Source organism: Pseudomonas putida (genome assembly GCF_002906855.1).
GTDB lineage: Bacteria > Pseudomonadota > Gammaproteobacteria > Pseudomonadales > Pseudomonadaceae > Aquipseudomonas > Aquipseudomonas putida_N.
In genome coordinates, this window is sequence record NZ_MINI01000028.1 from 420,678 (window position 1) to 438,817 (window position 18,140).

The following is an 18,140-nucleotide window of genomic DNA, read 5'->3' on the forward strand; positions in this document are numbered from 1 at the left end:
CGGTTCACAGGTCCTTGGCGCGGTCGCGCAGGACGTATTTCTGGATCTTGCCGGTGGAGGTCTTGGGCAGCTCGCCGAAGACCACGGTCTTGGGCACCTTGAACCCGGCCAGGTGTTCGCGGCACCAGTTGATGATGTCGCTCTCGCGGGTCTGCTCGTGGCCGGGCTTGAGGGCGACGAAGGCGCAGGGCGTTTCGCCCCACTTGTCGTCGGCGCGGGCGACCACGGCGGCTTCCAGCACGGCGTGGTGCTTGTACAGGGTGTCTTCGACTTCGATGGTCGAGATGTTCTCGCCGCCGGAAATGATGATGTCCTTGAGCCGGTCCTTGATCTCGACATAGCCATCGGCGTGCCACACGGCCAGGTCGCCGGTGTGGAACCAGCCACCGCGGAAGGCCTCGGCGGTGGCTTCGGGGTTTTTCAGGTAGCCCTTCATCACCGTGTTGCCGCGCATGAAGATCTCGCCCAGGGTGTTGCCGTCTTGCGGTACCGGCTGCAGGGTCTGCGGGTCGGCGACCATCAGGCCGTCGAGGGTGGGGTAGCGCACGCCCTGGCGCGACTTGATCCGCGCCCGCTCTTCAAGCGGCAGTTCGTCCCATTCATCATGCCAGGCGCAGACGGTGACCGGCCCGTAGACTTCGGTCAGGCCATAGGTGTGGGTGACCCGGATGCCCATCTGCTCGACTGCACCGATGACCTTGGCTGGCGGTGCGGCGCCGGCGACCATGGCCTGTACCGGGTGTTCGATGGCGGCTTTGGCAGCTTCCGGCATGTTGACCAGGGCGTTGAGCACGATGGGCGCACCGCACAGGTGGCTGACCCGGTGCTCGCGGATCAGGGTGAGGATCTTCTGCGGGTCGACCCGGCGCAGGAACACATGGGTGCCGGCCAGTGCGGTGATGGTCCAGGGGTAGCACCAGCCGTTGCAGTGGAACATCGGCAAGGTCCACAGGTACACCGGGCGGTGGCCCATGGCCCAGGTCATCTGGTTGCCGATGGCATTCAGGTAGGCGCCACGGTGGTGATAGACCACGCCTTTGGGGTTGCCGGTGGTGCCCGAGGTGTAGTTCAGCGAGATTGCCTGCCATTCGTCCTCGGGCCACTCCCAGGCGAAGTCCGGGTCGCCTTCGGCCAGCAGGGCTTCATAGTCGAGGTCGCTGACCGCACGGCCTTCGCCGTATTCGGGGTCATCCACGTCGATCACCAGCGGCGGGTGTTCGAGCAAGGCCAGTGCAGCAGCAATCACGCCGTGGAACTCGCGGTCGGTGATCAGCACCTTGGCCTCGCCGTGCTGCAGCATGAAGGCGATGGCTTCGGCGTCCAGGCGCACGTTGAGGGTGTTGAGCACGGCGCCGATCATCGGTACGCCGAAGTGTGCTTCGAGCATGGCCGGAATGTTCGGCAGCATCACCGCCACCGTGTCGCCGCGGCCGATACCACGCCCGGCCAGGGCGCTGGCCAGGCGCCGGCAGCGCTGGTAGGTCTCGCGCCAGTCGCGGCGAATGGCGCCGTGGATCACGGCCGGGTAATCGCCGTACACGGCGGCGGTGCGTTCGATGAAACTCAGCGGGGTGAGGGCGACGTGGTTGACGGCAGCGGGCATCAAGCCCTGGGCGAAGATCGACATACGGTAATCCTGTAGGGGAGGCAGACGCAGCCTGTGCGTGTGGCCCCCCGGTGGCTGATTGTTAGCTCTGATCAGGGTGCGGGCAGCGCGCCGATGGCCGCTTGCCCCTGTCGCAGTTTTACGCGAACCGCTATCCTAGATGGAATATCAACTATAGCAATATAGTAAAACTACTATAAGAACGAGCGGCGACAGTGGATCAGACCTTTTCACCCTTGCTCGCCAAGGACCCACAACCCAGCGTGCTGCTGGCCGCCGATGCCTGCGCCCTGGCAAGCAACCCGGCCCTGCAGGGGTTGATCGGCGCAGGTACCGCGTTGGCCGACTGGCTGCCGAGCAATGCTGCGGCGCTGGTGCGTGCCTGCCTGCGCCAGCACAGGGCAATCGCCGATGTGGAAAAACAGGTCGGCGAACGCATCCTGCTGTGGACCTTCATCCCCGATGACCAGGGCCAGTGGGTGCTGGCACGCTGCCGCGATGCCAGCGAAGAGCGCCAGGGCGCACGTGAGGCCAGCCGCGCCCGGCGCCTGTATCGGCTGATTATCGAGAACACCACCGACCTCATTTCCCGGCACAGCCCGGACGGCCGTTTTCTCGATGCCTCGCCGGCTGCCTATCGCCTGCTCGGCCTGTGGCCGGAGCAACTGCGTGGCATGCCGGTGCGCGCCCTGCTGCACCCGCGCGAGCGGCGCCAGGTGCTACGCCAGGCCGCCGCCGCCCTGGACCAGGACGGTTACCACACCACGACTTGCCGCGTTCGCCATGCCAGCGGCGCCTATCGCTGGTTCGAGATCGCCAGCCGCGCGATCCGCGAGACCTACACGGGCGCCGTGGTGGAAGTGGTCAGCGTGTCGCGGGACATCACCTTGCGCATCGAGGCCCAGGAAAACCTGGCCCACAGCGCCCGGCTCGCCACCCTGGGCGAACTGGCGTCGGGGATTGCCCACGAGATGAATCAGCCGCTGGCGGCGGTGGTCAACTATGCCAATGCCAGCCAACGCTACCTGCAAGGCCTGGAGCGCGACCCGCAGGCGCGTGAGCGGGTCGGCCAGGGCCTGCAACGTATAACCGAGCAGGCGACCCACGCAGCCGAGGTGATTCGCCGCCTGCGTGCGTTCCTGCGCAAGGGGCCGCGGCGCCTGCAGGCGGTGGAAGTGGCCGAGGTGGCGGCCGAAGCCATGCGCCTGTGCGCCTGGGAAGCCGCACGTGATCAGGTCGTGGTCGAGCTGCGCCTCAACGGGCAATTGCCGGCGGTGTTCGCCGACCAGGTATTGCTCGAACAAGTGTTGCTCAACCTGCTGCGCAATGCCATCGAGGCCAACCGCGAGCAGCATGGCGTGCAGCCGTCACGTATCCTGCTCGGCGCCGTGCGCGAGGGGGATGGGGTGCTGATCGAGGTCGCCGACCAGGGGCCTGGCGTGGCTGCCGAGCGCCTGGATGAGATCTTTACGCCGTTCAGTACCAGCAAGGCCGATGGGCTGGGCTTGGGCCTGAGCATGAGCCGCAGCCTGATCGAAGGGTTTGGCGGCAGCCTCTGGGCGCGTGCGGGCGAGGCGGGCGGGTTGGTGTTGTGCTGCCGCCTGGCAGTGAACCGGGGATAAGGAGAGAGCAGGGTGCAAGCGAAGGTATATGTAGTCGATGACGACCAGGGCATGCGTGATTCGACGGTGTGGTTGCTGGAATCGGTCGGCCTGCAGGGCGTGCCGTTCGCCAGCGGCCAGGCGTTCCTGGATGCTTGTGTGGAGGATGGGCCGGCCTGCGTGCTGCTTGATGTGCGCATGCCTGGGCTGGGCGGCATGGCGGTGCAGCAGGCACTGCGCGAGCGCGGCGTGCAGATGCCGGTGATCTTCGTCAGCGGCCATGCCGACGTGCCGATCGTGGTGCGGGCGTTCAAGGCCGGGGCGAGCGACTTCATCGAAAAACCCTACAGCGACCAGCTGCTGCTCGACAGTGTGCAGGCCGCGCTGGAACGGGCAGGGCAGGCGCGCCAGGACGACCTGGTGCTGGCCGCAGTGCAGGCACGCGTGGATGCCCTGACGCCCCGTGAGCGCGACGTGTTCGTGCCGCTGGCCCAGGGCTTGAACAACCGCGAGATTGCCGAGCGCCTGGGTATCAGCGTGAAGACCGTGGACCTCTATCGAGGGCGGGTGATGAAGCGCCTGGAGGCGGGTAGCCTGGCCGAGCTGGTGGGCATGGCGATTGCCTGCGGGGCCGTGCAGGCGCTGGGTTTGCGCGCCCTGTGAAACGTCTCCGGCAACGGCCGTTTCATGAATATTTGCATAGCACCCTAATCAAGGCTTTGACATTCACTGCCTAGGCAGTAATATTTTTATACAATTGCCTGAGCAGACCCGATGTCTCATTTCACCCCGGAAAACTTCCAGACCTGCGCCATCGGCATGCTGCTGGGCCGTGCGGCGATCCTCAAGGACCGCATTCTCGACTGGCACCTCGAATCAGAGGGCGTCACCGCCGCACAGTTCAAGGTGCTGATCATCGTCACCCAGTACCAGGTGGATACCCCGGCCGAACTGTGCCGCTACCTGGGCCTGGACAGCGGTTCGATGACCCGCATGCTCGACCGCCTCGAGCAGAAGGGCCTGATCTTGCGCAACCGCTGCGCCGATGACCGCCGCCAGGTGCGCCTGGGGCTGACCGCCGATGGCCAGCGCCTGGCCGACCGCCTGCCGGAGATCGGCGCGGCGGCGATGAACGAATTGGTCGGCGTATTGCAGCCAGACGAATTGAAGACCCTCGAAGGGTTGCTGGCCAAAGTCCTGCTGGGTGCCGGTGACCCTCTGACGATCCGCCGCTTCGGCGATCGTTGATCCCTGTTACGCATATTCCAAGGTATTGTCATGGCCACTCCCACAGACACCGCAACTCCCTCCGCCGACGCGCCAGCGTCGGGCAAGCGCAAGGCCTGGCTGCTCGGCCTGCTGTTGCTGGTGCTGCTAGCCGGCGCCGGCACCTGGGCCTGGTACAGCCTGGTCGGGCGCTGGCACGAAAGCACCGACGACGCCTACGTCAATGGCAACGTGGTGGAGATCACCCCGCTGGTGACCGGCACCGTCACCAGCATTGGCGCCGATGATGGCGACCTGGTGCATGCCGGCCAGGTGCTGTTGCAGTTCGACCCGTCCGACAGCGAGGTGGCCCTGCAGTCCGCCGAAGCCAAACTGGCCCGCACGGTGCGCCAGGTGCGCGGGCTGTACAGCAACGTCGACTCGCTCAAGGCCCAGCTGGAAACCCGCCAGGCCGAACTGCAGAAGGCCCAGCAGAACTACAACCGGCGCAAGGTGCTGGCCGACAGCGGCGCGATCGCCGCAGAAGAAATCTCCCACGCCCGTGACGACCTGACCGTGGCTCAGGCTGCCGTCAACGCCGCCCGCCAGCAACTCAACACCAGCACCGCGCTGGTCGACGATACCGTGGTGTCCTCGCACCCCGAGGTCATGGCGGCCGCTGCCGACCTGCGCCAGGCCTACCTCGACAACGCCCGCACCACCCTGGTGGCGCCAGTGACCGGCTATGTCGCCAAGCGTACCGTGCAGCTAGGCCAGCGCCTGCAGCCGGGCACCGCGACCATGGCGGTGATCCCGCTGAACGAAGTGTGGATCGACGCCAACTTCAAGGAAACCCAGCTGCGCGACATGCGCATCGGCCAGCCGGTGGAAGTCAGCGCCGACCTGTACGGCAGCGAGGTCAAGTACAGCGGTACGGTCGACAGCCTTGGCGCCGGCACCGGCAGCGCCTTCGCCCTGCTGCCGGCGCAGAACGCCACCGGCAACTGGATCAAGATCGTCCAGCGCGTACCCGTACGCATTCACCTCAGCCCCGACCAGCTCAAGGACCACCCGCTGCGCATCGGCCTGTCCACCGTGGTCGAGGTCGACCTGCACGACCAGAGTGGCCCGACCCTGGCCCAGCAGCCACCGCAGCAGGCCAGCTACACCACCCAGGTGTACGACCGCCAGCTGGTCGAGGCCGATAACCTGATCGCCCGGCTGATCCACGAGAACAGCGCCACCGGCAAGACGGCGCAGCGATGAGCAACAACGCCCCGGCCCAGTTCACGCCGCCGAGTCTGCTGCTGACCACCATCGGCCTGTCGCTGGCGACTTTCATGCAGGTGCTCGACACCACCATCGCCAACGTGGCGCTGCCGACCATTTCCGGCAACCTGGGGGTGAGCTACGAGCAGGGCACCTGGGTGATCACCTCGTTCGCGGTGAGCAATGCCATTGCCTTGCCGCTGACTGGTTGGCTGAGCCGGCGCTTTGGCGAGGTAAAGCTGTTCATCTGGGCCACGCTGCTGTTCGTGCTGGCATCGTTCCTCTGCGGTGTCGCCCAGTCGATGCCGGAACTGGTGGGCTTCCGCGTTTTGCAGGGTGTGGTGGCCGGGCCGTTGTACCCGATGACCCAGACCTTGCTGATTGCCGTGTACCCACCCGCGAAGAGGGGCATGGCCCTGGCCTTGCTGGCGATGGTCACGGTGGTGGCGCCGATTGCCGGGCCGATATTGGGTGGCTGGATCACCGACAGCTACAGCTGGCCGTGGATCTTCTTCATCAACGTGCCGATCGGCCTGTTCGCCGCTGCCGTGGTGCGCCAGCAGATGCGCACGCGGCCAGTGGTCACCAGCCGCCAGCCGATGGACTACATCGGCCTGTTGACTTTGATTGTCGGCGTCGGTGCGCTGCAGGTGGTGCTGGACAAGGGCAATGACCTGGACTGGTTCGAGTCGTCGTTCATCATCATCGGCACGCTGATTTCGGTGGTGTTCCTGGCGATCTTCATCATCTGGGAGCTCACCGACCGCCACCCGGTGGTCAACCTGCGGCTGTTCGTGCACCGCAACTTCCGGGTCGGCACCATCGTGCTGGTCGGCGGTTATGCGGGGTTCTTTGGCATCAACCTGATCCTGCCGCAGTGGCTGCAGACGCAGATGGGCTACACCGCCACCTGGGCGGGGCTGGCGGTGGCGCCGATCGGCTTGCTGCCGGTGATCATGTCGCCGTTCGTGGGCAAGTACGCGCACCGCTTCGACTTGCGGGTGCTGGCGGGGCTGGCGTTCCTGGCGATTGGCACCAGCTGCTTCATGCGTGCCGGGTTCACCAGCGAGGTGGACTTCCAGCACATCGCCCTGGTGCAGTTGTTCATGGGGATTGGCGTGGCGCTGTTCTTCATGCCGACCTTGAGCATACTGCTGTCGGACCTGCCGCCGCATCAGATTGCCGATGGTTCGGGGCTGGCGACTTTCCTGCGTACGTTGGGGGGGAGCTTTGCGGCTTCGTTGACGACCTGGATCTGGATTCGTCGGGCGGATCAGCATCATGCGTATCTGAGCGAGCACATCAGCCAGTTCGACCCGGCGACGAGGCATACACTGGAGCAACTGGGTGGGGCGAGTTCGCAGAACTATGCGCAGCTTGAGCAGATCGTGAATGCGCAGGCATACATGATGTCGACGGTGGATTACTTCACTTTGATGACCTGGGTGTTTGCAGGGTTGATTCTGCTGGTGTGGCTGGCCAAGCCGCCGTTTACCGCCAAGGCAGGGCCGGCTTCGGCGGGGCATTGAGGCAGTAACGCTGCTCTTGCTCTTGCTCTTGCTTTTGCTTTTGCTCTTAAGCGCGCGATAGTTCAGGCGACGCAAATTGCGACTTCAGGAGGCCGAACGCAGGCGTCTGGAGGGCCAGGGTGCGTAGCACCCCTTCGGCGTAGCCGAAGGCGCGAGATGTAGACTTGCGTAGCAAGTCGTAGGCCGCGCGGGCCCGGAGGGCGCCGGAGTGAGGGGACCCCGGAGCGCAGCGTAGGGGCCGGATGATGGGAGCGGGGGGTTTTGCCTACTTTTTGCCCAGTCAAAAAGTAGGTCGCCGTAAAGGCGAAAAGCTGATTCAGCGCCACCATGGCGAATGAATGTTGAGCTGATTTGAAAGCCCACTTCCAAAAGCCAAAAGCCAAAAGCCAAAAGCCAAAAGCCAAAAGCCAAAAGCCAAAAGCCAAAAGCCAAAAGCACGAGCGCGATGGTTTTGATTTAGTCGAATGCATTCATTTGTGATGGCGACGCATAGTCACCTTTCCGCCCTTACGGCGGGTCACTTTTTGACGGGGCAAAAAGTAACCATGAGTGGATTGAGGCGGGTCATTCCAATGACATGCCTTTTCCCCTATTGTCGAGCCTCCCATCCCAAACGATCGGCAGTCCCATGGAGAAAGTCATCGTCATCACCGGTGCCAGCCGTGGCATCGGTGCCGCCACCGCGTTGCAGGCCGCCCGCGAGGGCTACCGCATCTGCATCAACTACCACGCCGACGACCAGGCCGCTGAGCGCATCCTCGCCCAGGTCCGCGCGCTGGGCGCCGAAGCCATTACCGTGCGTGCCGACGCCAGTGTCGAAGACGAGGTGATCCAACTGTTCCACCGCGTCGACCAGGAACTCGGCCCGGTGACCGCACTGGTCAACAACGCTGGCACCATCGGCCAGCAAAGCCGCGTCGAGGCCATGTCCGAGTTTCGCCTGCTCAAGGTGATGAAGACCAACGTCGTCGGCCCCATGCTCTGCGCCAAGCACGCCCTGCTGCGCATGGCCCGCTGCCATGGCGGGCAGGGCGGGGCGATCGTCAATGTGTCCTCGGTCGCGGCGCGCCTGGGGTCACCCAACGAGTACGTCGACTACGCCGCCTCCAAAGGTGCGCTGGATACCTTCACCATCGGCCTGGCCAAGGAAGTGGCGGGCGAGGGCGTGCGGGTCAACGGCGTGCGACCGGGTTACATCCATACCGGTTTCCATGCCCTGTCCGGTGACCCCGACCGGGTGAGCAAGCTCGAACCCGGCCTGCCCATGGGCCGCGGCGGCCGTGCCGAAGAAGTGGCCGAGGCGATCCTCTGGCTGCTGTCGGACAAGGCCTCGTACTCCACCGGCAGCTTCATCGACCTGGGCGGCGGGCGCTGAGTGCTGCCCCTCAGGGCAGCTCATCCGCCAGCAGCTGACGGACCCGTTCGGCCAGTGCCTCCAGCTCGAAAGGCTTGGTCAGCACGCTGGTACCCTGCAGCAACTGGCCGTCGCTGAGCGCCGCACTTTCGTCGTAGCCGGTAATGAACAGCACTTTCAGGTCCGGGTACAGTTGCCGGCAACGTTCAGCCACCTGGCGACCATTGGGGCCGTCGGGCAGGCCGATATCGCTCAGCAGCAGGTCCGGTTGCTCGCACTGCTGCAGGTGCGCCAGCGCGGCAGTGCCATTCTCGAAGACCTCGACCTGATAGCCCAGTTCTTCCAGCACCTCACCAACCACCAGGCGCAGCGCTGCCTGGTCCTCCACCAGCACGATGCGTTGCCCGCCCGAGCTGCCGGCCAGCGCCTTGCGCGCAGACGGCCGGGGGGCCGCAACAGGCTGTTGGTGGTGGCGCGGCAGATACAGCTCGACCCGCGTGCCCTCGCCTGGCGCGGAGTGCAAGCGCAGCTGGCCGCCAGACTGGCGCACGAAACCGTAGGTCATCGATAACCCCAGGCCGGTGCCCTGGCCCATGGGCTTGGTGGAGAAGAACGGGTCGATGGCCCGGGCCGCCACTGCGGCGCTCATGCCATAACCGGTGTCGGCCACGCTCAGGCGCACATAGTCCCCGGCGGCCAGTTCGAGCGGGCGCGCCTGCTCGTTGTCGAGCGTGATGTTGTCGCCCTGGATATCGATGCTGCCGCCGCCCGGCATGGCGTCGCGCGCGTTGATGCACAGGTTGAGCAGGGCGCTTTCCAGTTGCGGTGGGTCGATGAAGCTTGGCCACAGCCGGGCGGCGAAGCGGCTGCGCAAGGTAATTGACGGGCCGATACTGCGGCGTATCAGCTCTTCCATGTCGTTGACCAGCGCCGAGATCTCGGTTGAGCACGGTTGCAGGGTCTGCTGTCGGGAGAAGGCCAGCAACCGGTGCACCAGCGATGAAGCCCGTTGCGCGGAGCCGCTGGACAGTTCGAGCAGCGGCTCCAGCTCTGCATAACGCTGCTGGCCGAGGCGCTGTTGCATCAGCTCTTGGGCATTGATGATGCCACCCAGCAGGTTGTTGAAGTCGTGGGCGATGCCGCCGCTGAGCTGGCCCACTGCCTCCATCTTCTGCGCCTGGCGCAACGCATGCTCGGCCTTGGCCAGGCGTTGCTGTTCCTGGACCCGCTCGGTGATGTCATAGGCGAACAGGTAGGCGCCTTGCACGTTTTCGTGCTGGTCGCGCAAGGCGTTGAAACGCAGTTCGTAGTGGCGAAGTCCGAAAGCGCCGATCTCGATAAACTGTTCGCCTGCCAGCGCCCGTTGCCACATCGGCATTATCAGCTCACGGTCCGCTGGGTGGCCGTCAACAAATGCTGGCAGGTACTCGCCGACTTCGGGCGTGCGGCCGTACAAAGCATGGAAGTCATGCTTGGCCTGGCGGTTGACTGCGAGCCAGCGCAGGTTCGTGTCGACTACATGCACGTTGACTACGCTATCGTCGACCAGCTCGGCAAACAGGCGGCGCTCGGCCAAGGCTGCGCTGACCCGCTGCTCAAGCTCTTCGTTGAGCTGCTGCAGAGCCAGCTCGGCCTTGCGCCGCTCGGTAACGTCTTTGAACAGCACTGCGACCTGGCGGCGCTCCGCCGGCTCCACGCGGAAGGTGGTCACCGACAGCACATGGCCCGTGGCGACCAGCTCCTGTTCGAACTGCAGCGGCTCGCCAGTGCGCAGTACCGCACCGTAGCGGGCGACCCAGTCGTCCGCCTCGTCGGGCACCATCTCGCGCAGCTTCTGCCCGACCACGTTGGGGATGCCGGCATGCTTGGCGTAGGCGGCGTTGGCCAGGATATGCACGTAATCGCTGAGCGGGCCATGGGGGCCGTCGAAGAATTCGATGATGCAGAAGCCTTCGTCCATGGTGTCGAACAGAAATCGATAGATGTTCTGGTCCTGATCGGCGTGTTGCAGCAGCTGGTCTTCCAGCTGCGCATTACGCTGGCGCAGGGTTTCGATTTCCTGACGCAGGGCAAGCAGGTCGCGGTGGGGCATGGCGACGTCCGACAGAAATGAAGGGGCAGACTTTACCTGTCCACGCGGCGAGCGCATAGCGGGCTACAGTGGCAAGCGGCGGTTTTCCAGCAACTGGGCGACGTGCTGGTTAAGGGCTGCCAGTTCGAACGGTTTGTACAACACGGCGCAGTGCTTGCCAGGGTTGACGTCGACCCGGTTGCTGGCATAGCCGGTGATGTACAGCACCGCGACGCTGCCGGGGCGCTTCTGGCAGGCGGCTGCTACCTGGTAGCCATCGATGCCACCCGGCAGGCCGATATCGGTGATCAGCAGGTCCGGGTGCAAGCCTGCCTGCAGGGCTTCCAGTGCGCCTCGGCCATCGCTGAAGGCATGCACAAGGTGCCCTTGGTCCTCGAGTACCTCGCGGATCAGCAGCCGGAGGATGTCCTGGTCTTCCACCAGCATGACCACCTGAGGCGCTGCCTGGGACTGTTGGCTTGGCGTCTGCGGTTGCGCGCACGCGTGCCCGGCAGTGTCGCAGGAGGCCCGTGGCAAGTAGAGGTGGATGCAGGCCCCTTGCCCCGGTTTGCTGGCGATGCGCAACTGCCCACCGGACTGGCGCACAAAGCCATACACGATCGATAGCCCAAGGCCTGAGCCCTGCCCCAGTGGCTTGGTGGTGAAGAAGGGCTCACATGCCCTTTGCAACACATCGGCCGGCATGCCGATGCCGTTGTCGCAGACACTGAGATGCAGATAGGCGCCACCGGTCATGTCCAGCGCGCGTGCCTGCAGCTCATCGAGTTGGGCATTCTCGCTGGCGATACGCAATGTCCCCCCCAGCGGCATGGCGTCGCGGGCATTGATGCACAGGTTGAGCAGTGCGCTTTCCAGTTGGTGCGGATCGATCTGCACCAGCCACTGGTCGCTCTGGGTCTGGTCGATGAAGGTGATGCGCGCATCGAGCGAACTGGCGATCAGTTCGCCCATGCCGGCCACCAGCTGCTGCACGTCCACCGCCTGGGGCACCAGCGTCTGTTGACGCGAGAAGGCCAGCAGGCGCTGCACCAGTGCGGCAGCCCGTTGGGCGTTGTGCCGGGCGACACCAAGCAACCGGCTGGTGTCGTGGTAGCGCTGTTCGGCCTGGCGTTGTTCGGCCATTTCCAGGGCACCGAAAATACCGCCGAGCAGGTTGTTGAAGTCGTGGGCGATACCGCCTGTCAACTGGCCGACCGCTTCCATCTTCTGCGATTGGCGCAGGGCCTCTTCGATCTTGCGCACACGCTCCTGCTCGGCGACCCGTTCGCTGATGTCGTAGGCGAACAGGTAACCGCCCTGGATCCGCTGTTGGGCGTCGCGCAATGTGTTGTAGCTGATTTCGTAATGGCGCAGGGCGTCGGGCGGGCCAAGGGCGATGGTGTCGGTGAACGCTTCGCCGGCCAGCACGCGTGGCCATACCGGCTCCAGCCATTTGACGATGTCGGGCTGGTTGGCGATGAACTGGGGAATGTAGTCGCCCACCTGCGGCACGAAGCCGCGCAGGCGTTTGAAGGTTTCCTGTGCGGTGCGGTTGATCGCCAGCAGGCGGAAGTTGCAATCGGCCGCGAACACGTTGGCCTGGCTGTGGTCGACCAGTTCGCCCAGCAGCTTGCTGTTGGCCTGAGCTTGGTCGATGCGATCCTGCAGTTGTTGTTTGGAAGGCGTCGAGTCATCAGGCTGCATGGGGACGATCCAGCGTGTGGGTCGCCCAACTATAGCCGCACTTTTTCAGGCATTCCTTCAGAACGAGCGGATGATGCGCCCCAAGGTTTCCATGGCGCGTTCGGCGGCCTCGTTCCACGGTGTGCCGTAGTTCAGCCGAATGCAGTTGCCAAAGCGCCGGGTCGGCGAAAAGATCGGCCCCGGTGCGATGCTGATGCCTTGGGCCAGGGCCATGTGGAACAGTTTCAGGGCGTCCATCTGTTCGGGCAGTTCCAGCCACAGGAAGTAGCCGCCGGAAGGCTGGCTGACGCGGGTCTGTGCCGGGAAATGGCGGGCGATGGCGGCCAGCATGTTGGCCTGCTGACCCTCCAGGGCGTAGCGCAGCTTGCGCAGGTGGCGGTCGTAGCCGCCGTGCTGCAGGTAGTCGGCGATGGCCGCCTGGGCTGGCATCGAGGCACACAGCGAGGTCATCAGTTTCAGCCGCTCGATCTTCTGCGCAAAGCGCCCGGCGGCCACCCAGCCGATGCGGTAACCCGGTGCCAGGCTCTTGGCGAACGAGCCACAGTGCATCACCAGGCCTTGGGTATCGAATGCCTTGGCCGGTTTCGGGGCCTGTTGCGAGTAGTACAGCTCGGCGTAGACATCGTCCTCGATCAACGGCACCTGGTGGCGGCGCAGCAGCTCGACCAGGGCCTGTTTCTTCGCCTCGGGCATACTCGCGCCCACAGGGTTCTGGAAGTTGGTCATGCACCACACGGCCTTGACCGGGTGCTTGTCCAGGGTCTGCGCCAGCACTGCCAGGTCCATGCCTTCGCGCGGGTGCACCGGGATCTCCACGGCCTTGAGCTTGAGCCGCTCCAGCACCTGCAGGCAGGCATAGAAGGCCGGCGCTTCGATGGCCACCAGGTCGCCTGGTTCGGTAACCGCCTGCAGGCAAAGGTTCAGGGCTTCCAGCGCGCCATTGGTTATCAGCAGCTCTTCCATCGGCAGCATCAGCCCACCGACCATGTAGCGCAGGGCGATCTGCCGGCGCAGTTGCGGGTTGCCCGGCGACAGGTCGGTGACCACCATGCGTGGGTCCATGGCCCGGCTGGCACTGGCCAGCGAGCGCGACAGGCGTTGCAGCGGGAACAGTTCAGGGCTGGGGAAGGCCGAGCCGAACGGTACGGTGCTCGGGTCCTTGATCGAATCGAGGATGGAGAACACCAGGCCGCTGACGTCCACCTCGGTCGATTCGCTCAGTGGCTCCAGCGCCTGGGGTTCGCTGAACTGGCGCGGCGCGTGGGCGTTGACGAAGTAGCCCGAGCGCGGCCGTGCGCGGATCAGCCCACGGCGCTCAAGCAGGTAGTAGGCCTGGAACACCGTGGATGGGCTGACACCGTGGGTCTGGCTGGCATAGCGTACCGAAGGCACGCGCTGGCCTGGGCCGAGCACCCCGGAGCGGATCAGTTCGGCAATGTCGTCGGCGAAGCGTTCGTAGCGTTTCATGGAGGCTCGGCAGGCAAGGTGAACAAGCAGTGTAAGGGATCAGCGGTTCAGTGGCGCCACGAAGCGGCTGCGGGCCACGCTGCGCACGGCAGGCTGGTCGCTGTCGCGGATTTCGAAGGCCAGCTCCTGTGAGCTGCTGGCCGCGCGCTCGGCCAGCAGCGCCACCGACACCGGCAGCTGGCTCATTTCGCCGGCCGGGATGCTGAGCTCGGTGGTGCCGTGCAGTTCGAAGCCCTCGGCATCGAGCAGGCGCAGGTGGTAACGCTGGGGCTGCGCGGTCTTGTTGATGACCTTGAGCAGGTAGATGTTCTCGATCTGGCCCTGGGCGTTCTCGCGGAACAGGCTGCGGTCCTTGATCACGTCCAGCGACACCATCGGGCGCAACTGCAGGGCCATCACCAGGGCGCCGATCATCAGCATCAGGGCAACGACGTAGCCCAGCAGGCGCGGGCGCAGCCAGTGGGTGGTGCCGCCTTGCAGGCTGTGTTCGGACTTGTAGCCAATCAGGCCGCGGGGGTAACCCATCTTGTCCATGACGTTGTCACAGGCATCGATACAGGCGGCGCAGCCGATGCAGGCCATCTGCAGGCCGTCACGGATATCGATGCCGGTGGGGCAGACCTGCACGCACAGGGTGCAGTCGATGCAATCGCCCAGGCCATGGGCGCGGGCGTCGCTGCCTTTCTTGCGCGGGCCACGGGATTCGCCACGGCGCGGGTCGTAGGCCACGGCCAGGGTGTCCTTGTCGAACATCACGCTCTGGAAGCGCGCATAAGGGCACATGTGCAGGCACACCGCCTCGCGCAGCAATCCGGCGTTGATATAGGTGGCCGCGGTGAAGAACAGCACCCAGAACAGTGCCACGCCGCCCAGCTGTAGGGTGAACAGTTCATGGGTCAGCGGGCGGATCGGTGTGAAGTAGCCGACAAAGGTCAGCCCGGTAAGCACGCCGATGGCCAGCCACAGGCTGTGCTTGAGCGTGCGCCGGGCCAGCTTGTTCAGGCTCCAGGGTGCGGCGGCAAGCTTGATGCGCTGGTTACGGTCGCCTTCGGTGACCTTCTCGCACCACATGAACAGCCAGGTCCAGGTGCTCTGCGGGCAGCTGTAGCCGCACCACACCCGGCCGGCGTAGACGGTGATGGCGAACAGGCCGAAGGCACAGATGATCAGCAGTGCCGAGAGCAGGATGAAGTCCTGCGGCCAGAAGGTGGCGCCGAAGATGTGGAACTTACTTTCGGCCAAGTCCCACAGCACGGCCTGGCGCCCGTTCCAGTCGAGCCAGGCGGTGCCGAAGAACAGCGCGAACAGTGCGCCGGCGAAGGCAATCCGCAGCGTGCGGTACAGGCCGCTGAAGCTACGGGTGTGGATGCCTTGGGGGGCAATCTGGATGGCATGGATTCTATCGGTCATGGCTTCGGTGCTCTCACGGCCTCTATCAGGCACGAGCACTATGGCCCCCGAACTGTTTTCAGCACAGGCTCAGGTCAGGCGATAAAAACCATATCAGATTGCCGCGAAATGTGTCCGCAACCCTAGATCACTGAGCCTGGCGTGCTGGCCTTGAGGTGCCTGCGGCTATCCACCGCACCTGCCACCGTCAGCGCGTCGGCTTCGGCTTCGGTGATCGGGAAGCGCTCGCCGGCGAGGATGGCCACGGACATGCGTAGCTGTTCGTCGGTGATGATTTCGATCTCCGGGCCTGTGCCTTCGATGCGCAGCTTGTCGCCAATCAGGGTGCAGCGTTGGTTGCTTTCTTCGATCTCGATGGGCATGGTCGGGTCCTCCGGGGGCGGTTACAGGTTGTGACCGCAGGCGCAGGGCGGTTGCTGCATCGGGATGCCGGGTGGGCACTTTGCGGGCTGTGCAAGGGTCAACTTTCTTAGGCACAGGCAATAACCAACCAACCCGGTATCTGACCATGGACTTCATCTGGCAAACCATCCAGGCCGAATTCGCCGATGTCACCGATGAGCGCGAGGTCGTGCGGATTCTCGTGCGCCTATTGATGGCGGCCGTGCTCGGCGCGGTACTGGGCTTCGAGCGCGAACACCGGGGCAAGTCCGCCGGAGTGCGTACGCACATGCTGGTATCGCTGGGCGCGGCGTTGTTCGTGCTGGCACCGAGCATGGCCGGTGCCGATGAGCAGGCCTTGAGCCGGGTGATCCAGGGTATCGTGGCCGGCATCGGCTTTCTCGGTGCGGGCACCATCCTAAAGGGTAACGGCCAGGACACCAGCCACGTCAAAGGCCTGACCACCGCTGCGGGGCTGTGGATGACGGCGGCAATCGGTACGGCTGCGGGCATGGGGCGAGAAGCCACGGCGCTGATCAGCACGGTGCTGGCGCTGTTGGTATTGGGCACGATGCCGCTGCTGGTGGGGAAGATCGAGGGGCAGGACGAGGAGAAGCAGAAAGAGGAGGAGGGCAGGAAGCACTGAGGGGAGCCGAAGCTCCCCTCATAAGCGTTGTGGCTTGCTCTTTTTTTATTATTGAGGCCGGCCTTTTGTTGTTTTTGTAGGCTAGCCTGGGTGTCGCGTGCGACCCCCATCCGGGGTCAAGAGCAAACGTATTTTTTTGAGCGCTGACCTGCTTTCATCCTGTGGATCCGAGCCTGACTGCCGCTACCTTCAGGTAGTTTTATTGTTCTGTGTCAGTCCGCGGGGCGAACCCCTGAAAAGCCTGTCGACTCCAAAAAAATCTGCTTGCTGCGCCTCTGCCGTGTTGTTCTTGTTATGTCAGAGCCGTTACATGTTGTTTTTATTGGTTATCGCGTTTTTCTTGTTGTTGTACCAAAGATATAGCAGGTGCCGTGCCAACTTTTGAAAATCATTTAAAATCAATGCCTTGGTGCGAGTTGGCAGAATCGGATAACCTGAAAATCTGTCGATTTGTTTCCCTGTTACCCGATTTTTTGCTGAAAACTGTGGGGGCGGTAACACTCACCCACACTCATGTGACACCTGCATGAAACTCATTGTGCGCTGCGTGCACGTGCCACCCGCGAACCGTTGGCCCGGCCCAGCACGGCGCTGATGCGCTGCCCGGCGGCAATCAGCCGGTCTAGGTCGATACCGGTCTTGATACCCAGCCCCTGCAGCAGGTACAGCACATCTTCGGTGGCGATGTTGCCGGTAGCGCCCTTGGCATAGGGGCAGCCACCCAGCCCGGCGACCGAGCTGTCGAACACACTGATGCCTTCGAGCAGGCTGGCATACACGTTGGCCAGGGCTTGGCCATAGGTGTCGTGGAAGTGACCGGCCAGTTGCGCGCGGGGCACCACGGCCGACACCACCTCGAACAGTCGACGGGTGTCACCGGCCGTGCCGGTGCCGATGGTGTCACCCAGCGATACTTCATAGCAGCCCATCTCGTGCAGCGCTTTGGCCACCGGTGCTACCTGCTCGGCACTGACCTTGCCTTCATACGGGCAACCCAGCACACAAGACACGTAACCGCGCACCCGCACGCCATGGCTGTGCGCGGCCTCCATGATCGGCTCGAAGCGCTGCAGGCTTTCGCTGATCGAGCAGTTGATGTTGCGCTGGGAGAAGGCCTCGGAGGCGGCGGCAAACACTGCCACTTCCTTCACCCCGGCTGCCAGGGCGTCCTCGAAACCGCGCAGGTTGGGGGCCAGCGCGGCATAGGTAACACCGTCGCGCTGCTGGATGCCGGCGAATACCTCGGCGGAGCCGGCCATCTGTGGCACCCACTTGGGCGAAACGAAGCTGCCGACCTCGATGTAGCTCAGCCCGGCGTCGGTCAGGTCGTCGACCAGGCGCACCTTGTCGGCGACGCTGATGGGCTGGGCTTCATTCTGCAGGCCGTCGCGGGGGCCTACTTCGACCAGGCGGACTGTTGCGGGCATGGGCATGGTGGGGTTCCTGTCAGCGTTTGTCATTGTTGTTCAGGGTGGCCGCCAGGGCCTGTTCGCAGCGCTCCTGGGCAGTGTCCAGTTCCAGTTGCATCTGGTGGATGTCGAGCATCTGCTGTTCCAGCTGGGCGCGCCGCTCGGCGATCTTCGCCAGCATGCTGTGCAGCTGCTTGAGGTTGCCGCTGCTGGGGTCGTACAGCTCGATCAGCTCACGGCATTCGGCCAGCGAGAAGCCGATGCGCTTGCCGCGCAGGATGAGCTTCAAGCTGACTTTGTCACGGGCCGAATAGATGCGTTCCAGCCCACGCCGCTCGGGGCTCAGCAGGCCCTGTTCCTCATAGAAGCGGATGGCGCGGGTGGTGATGTCCAGTTCGCGGGAGAGGTCGGAGATGCTGTAGGTCTGGCTGCTCATGCTCGGGCTCGGCGTGGGGTATGCCAGTATCCTGAAGGCAGGTTGACGTAT

At 64.3% G+C, this 18,140-nt stretch carries 15 protein-coding genes; 7 read left to right on the plus strand and 8 right to left on the minus strand.

The genetic code is table 11. The features are described 5' to 3' along the window. Positions 1 to 4 precede the first annotated feature (4 nt). On the minus strand, positions 5 to 1,627 hold the full coding sequence (locus BGP85_RS02290) for an acyl-CoA synthetase (RefSeq protein WP_103447878.1): 1,623 nt from the start codon (positions 1,625 to 1,627) through the stop codon (positions 5 to 7). 194 nt (positions 1,628 to 1,821) lie between these two features. Here BGP85_RS02290 and BGP85_RS02295 point away from each other — a divergent pair, with 194 nt between their 5' ends. From BGP85_RS02295 to BGP85_RS02320, 6 genes are all read left to right on the plus strand, one after another. After that, the gene (locus BGP85_RS02295; protein WP_103447877.1) at positions 1,822 to 3,228 is read left to right on the plus strand and encodes a sensor histidine kinase; all 1,407 of its coding nucleotides are present in this window, start codon (positions 1,822 to 1,824) and stop codon (positions 3,226 to 3,228) included. A gap of 12 nt (positions 3,229 to 3,240) precedes the next feature. Continuing rightward, positions 3,241 to 3,870 (plus strand): response regulator transcription factor, encoded by a 630-nt coding sequence (locus BGP85_RS02300; protein ID WP_103447876.1) that lies wholly within the window; start codon positions 3,241 to 3,243, stop codon positions 3,868 to 3,870. Positions 3,871 to 3,981: 111 nt separating this feature from the next. After that, positions 3,982 to 4,455, plus strand: coding sequence for a MarR family winged helix-turn-helix transcriptional regulator (locus BGP85_RS02305; RefSeq protein WP_103447875.1), 474 nt, complete (start codon positions 3,982 to 3,984; stop codon positions 4,453 to 4,455). Positions 4,456 to 4,485: 30 nt separating this feature from the next. Next, positions 4,486 to 5,679, plus strand: a complete 1,194-nt coding sequence (locus tag BGP85_RS02310) for an HlyD family secretion protein (RefSeq protein WP_103447874.1) — start codon at positions 4,486 to 4,488, stop codon at positions 5,677 to 5,679. Further along, a complete protein-coding gene (locus tag BGP85_RS02315) occupies positions 5,676 to 7,211 on the plus strand; it encodes a DHA2 family efflux MFS transporter permease subunit (protein ID WP_103447873.1) in 1,536 nt (511 codons plus the stop codon). The genes BGP85_RS02310 and BGP85_RS02315 overlap by 4 nt, the downstream gene beginning before the upstream one ends. Before the next feature lie 628 nt (positions 7,212 to 7,839). Next, positions 7,840 to 8,586 (plus strand): SDR family oxidoreductase, encoded by a 747-nt coding sequence (locus tag BGP85_RS02320; RefSeq protein ID WP_103447872.1) that lies wholly within the window; start codon positions 7,840 to 7,842, stop codon positions 8,584 to 8,586. Between the two features lie 10 nt (positions 8,587 to 8,596). On the opposite strand, the gene BGP85_RS02325 is transcribed toward BGP85_RS02320, so the two are convergent. The 5 genes from BGP85_RS02325 to BGP85_RS02345 form a co-directional block, all read right to left on the minus strand. Then, positions 8,597 to 10,657: a hybrid sensor histidine kinase/response regulator gene (locus tag BGP85_RS02325; RefSeq protein WP_103447871.1), complete on the minus strand. Its 2,061-nt coding sequence runs from the start codon at positions 10,655 to 10,657 to the stop codon at positions 8,597 to 8,599. Between the two features lie 63 nt (positions 10,658 to 10,720). Continuing rightward, positions 10,721 to 12,340 (minus strand): PAS domain-containing sensor histidine kinase, encoded by a 1,620-nt coding sequence (locus tag BGP85_RS02330; RefSeq protein ID WP_103447870.1) that lies wholly within the window; start codon positions 12,338 to 12,340, stop codon positions 10,721 to 10,723. A gap of 57 nt (positions 12,341 to 12,397) precedes the next feature. Next, on the minus strand, positions 12,398 to 13,807 hold the full coding sequence (gene mapR, locus BGP85_RS02335; protein ID WP_103447869.1) for a GntR family transcriptional regulator MpaR: 1,410 nt from the start codon (positions 13,805 to 13,807) through the stop codon (positions 12,398 to 12,400). 39 nt (positions 13,808 to 13,846) lie between these two features. After that, a complete protein-coding gene (gene ccoG / locus BGP85_RS02340; RefSeq protein ID WP_103447868.1) occupies positions 13,847 to 15,217 on the minus strand; it encodes a cytochrome c oxidase accessory protein CcoG in 1,371 nt (456 codons plus the stop codon). Positions 15,218 to 15,339: 122 nt separating this feature from the next. After that, complete coding sequence (locus BGP85_RS02345; protein ID WP_103447867.1) at positions 15,340 to 15,579, minus strand: DUF3203 family protein; 240 nt, start codon at positions 15,577 to 15,579, stop codon at positions 15,340 to 15,342. A 146-nt stretch (positions 15,580 to 15,725) separates the two neighbouring features. Between BGP85_RS02345 and BGP85_RS02350 the strand changes: the two genes are divergently transcribed. Further along, positions 15,726 to 16,244, plus strand: coding sequence for an MgtC/SapB family protein (locus tag BGP85_RS02350; RefSeq protein WP_103447866.1), 519 nt, complete (start codon positions 15,726 to 15,728; stop codon positions 16,242 to 16,244). 533 nt (positions 16,245 to 16,777) lie between these two features. Here the strand turns inward: BGP85_RS02350 and BGP85_RS02355 are convergent. Then, positions 16,778 to 17,677 carry a hydroxymethylglutaryl-CoA lyase gene (locus BGP85_RS02355; protein ID WP_103447865.1) on the minus strand — a complete coding sequence of 300 codons (900 nt, stop codon included), beginning with the start codon at positions 17,675 to 17,677 and terminating at the stop codon, positions 16,778 to 16,780. A 13-nt stretch (positions 17,678 to 17,690) separates the two neighbouring features. Further along, complete coding sequence (locus BGP85_RS02360) at positions 17,691 to 18,089, minus strand: MerR family transcriptional regulator (RefSeq protein WP_060513138.1); 399 nt, start codon at positions 18,087 to 18,089, stop codon at positions 17,691 to 17,693. Positions 18,090 to 18,140: the final 51 nt, after the last annotated feature.

What these genes read in the sequence shown, in the direction of transcription:
- BGP85_RS02290 (WP_103447878.1), bottom strand. Translation starts at nt 1,627, where the DNA reads ATGTCGATCTTCGCCCAGGGCTTGATGCCCGCTGCCGTCAACCACGTC.
- BGP85_RS02305 (WP_103447875.1), top strand. Translation starts at nt 3,982, where the DNA reads ATGTCTCATTTCACCCCGGAAAACTTCCAGACCTGCGCCATCGGCATG.
- BGP85_RS02310 (WP_103447874.1), top strand. Translation starts at nt 4,486, where the DNA reads ATGGCCACTCCCACAGACACCGCAACTCCCTCCGCCGACGCGCCAGCG.
- BGP85_RS02315 (WP_103447873.1), top strand. Translation starts at nt 5,676, where the DNA reads ATGAGCAACAACGCCCCGGCCCAGTTCACGCCGCCGAGTCTGCTGCTG.
- BGP85_RS02320 (WP_103447872.1), top strand. Translation starts at nt 7,840, where the DNA reads ATGGAGAAAGTCATCGTCATCACCGGTGCCAGCCGTGGCATCGGTGCC.
- BGP85_RS02325 (WP_103447871.1), bottom strand. Translation starts at nt 10,657, where the DNA reads ATGCCCCACCGCGACCTGCTTGCCCTGCGTCAGGAAATCGAAACCCTG.
- BGP85_RS02330 (WP_103447870.1), bottom strand. Translation starts at nt 12,340, where the DNA reads ATGCAGCCTGATGACTCGACGCCTTCCAAACAACAACTGCAGGATCGC.
- mapR (WP_103447869.1), bottom strand. Translation starts at nt 13,807, where the DNA reads ATGAAACGCTACGAACGCTTCGCCGACGACATTGCCGAACTGATCCGC.
- ccoG (WP_103447868.1), bottom strand. Translation starts at nt 15,217, where the DNA reads ATGACCGATAGAATCCATGCCATCCAGATTGCCCCCCAAGGCATCCAC.
- BGP85_RS02345 (WP_103447867.1), bottom strand. Translation starts at nt 15,579, where the DNA reads ATGCCCATCGAGATCGAAGAAAGCAACCAACGCTGCACCCTGATTGGC.
- BGP85_RS02350 (WP_103447866.1), top strand. Translation starts at nt 15,726, where the DNA reads ATGGACTTCATCTGGCAAACCATCCAGGCCGAATTCGCCGATGTCACC.
- BGP85_RS02355 (WP_103447865.1), bottom strand. Translation starts at nt 17,677, where the DNA reads ATGCCCATGCCCGCAACAGTCCGCCTGGTCGAAGTAGGCCCCCGCGAC.
- BGP85_RS02360 (WP_060513138.1), bottom strand. Translation starts at nt 18,089, where the DNA reads ATGAGCAGCCAGACCTACAGCATCTCCGACCTCTCCCGCGAACTGGAC.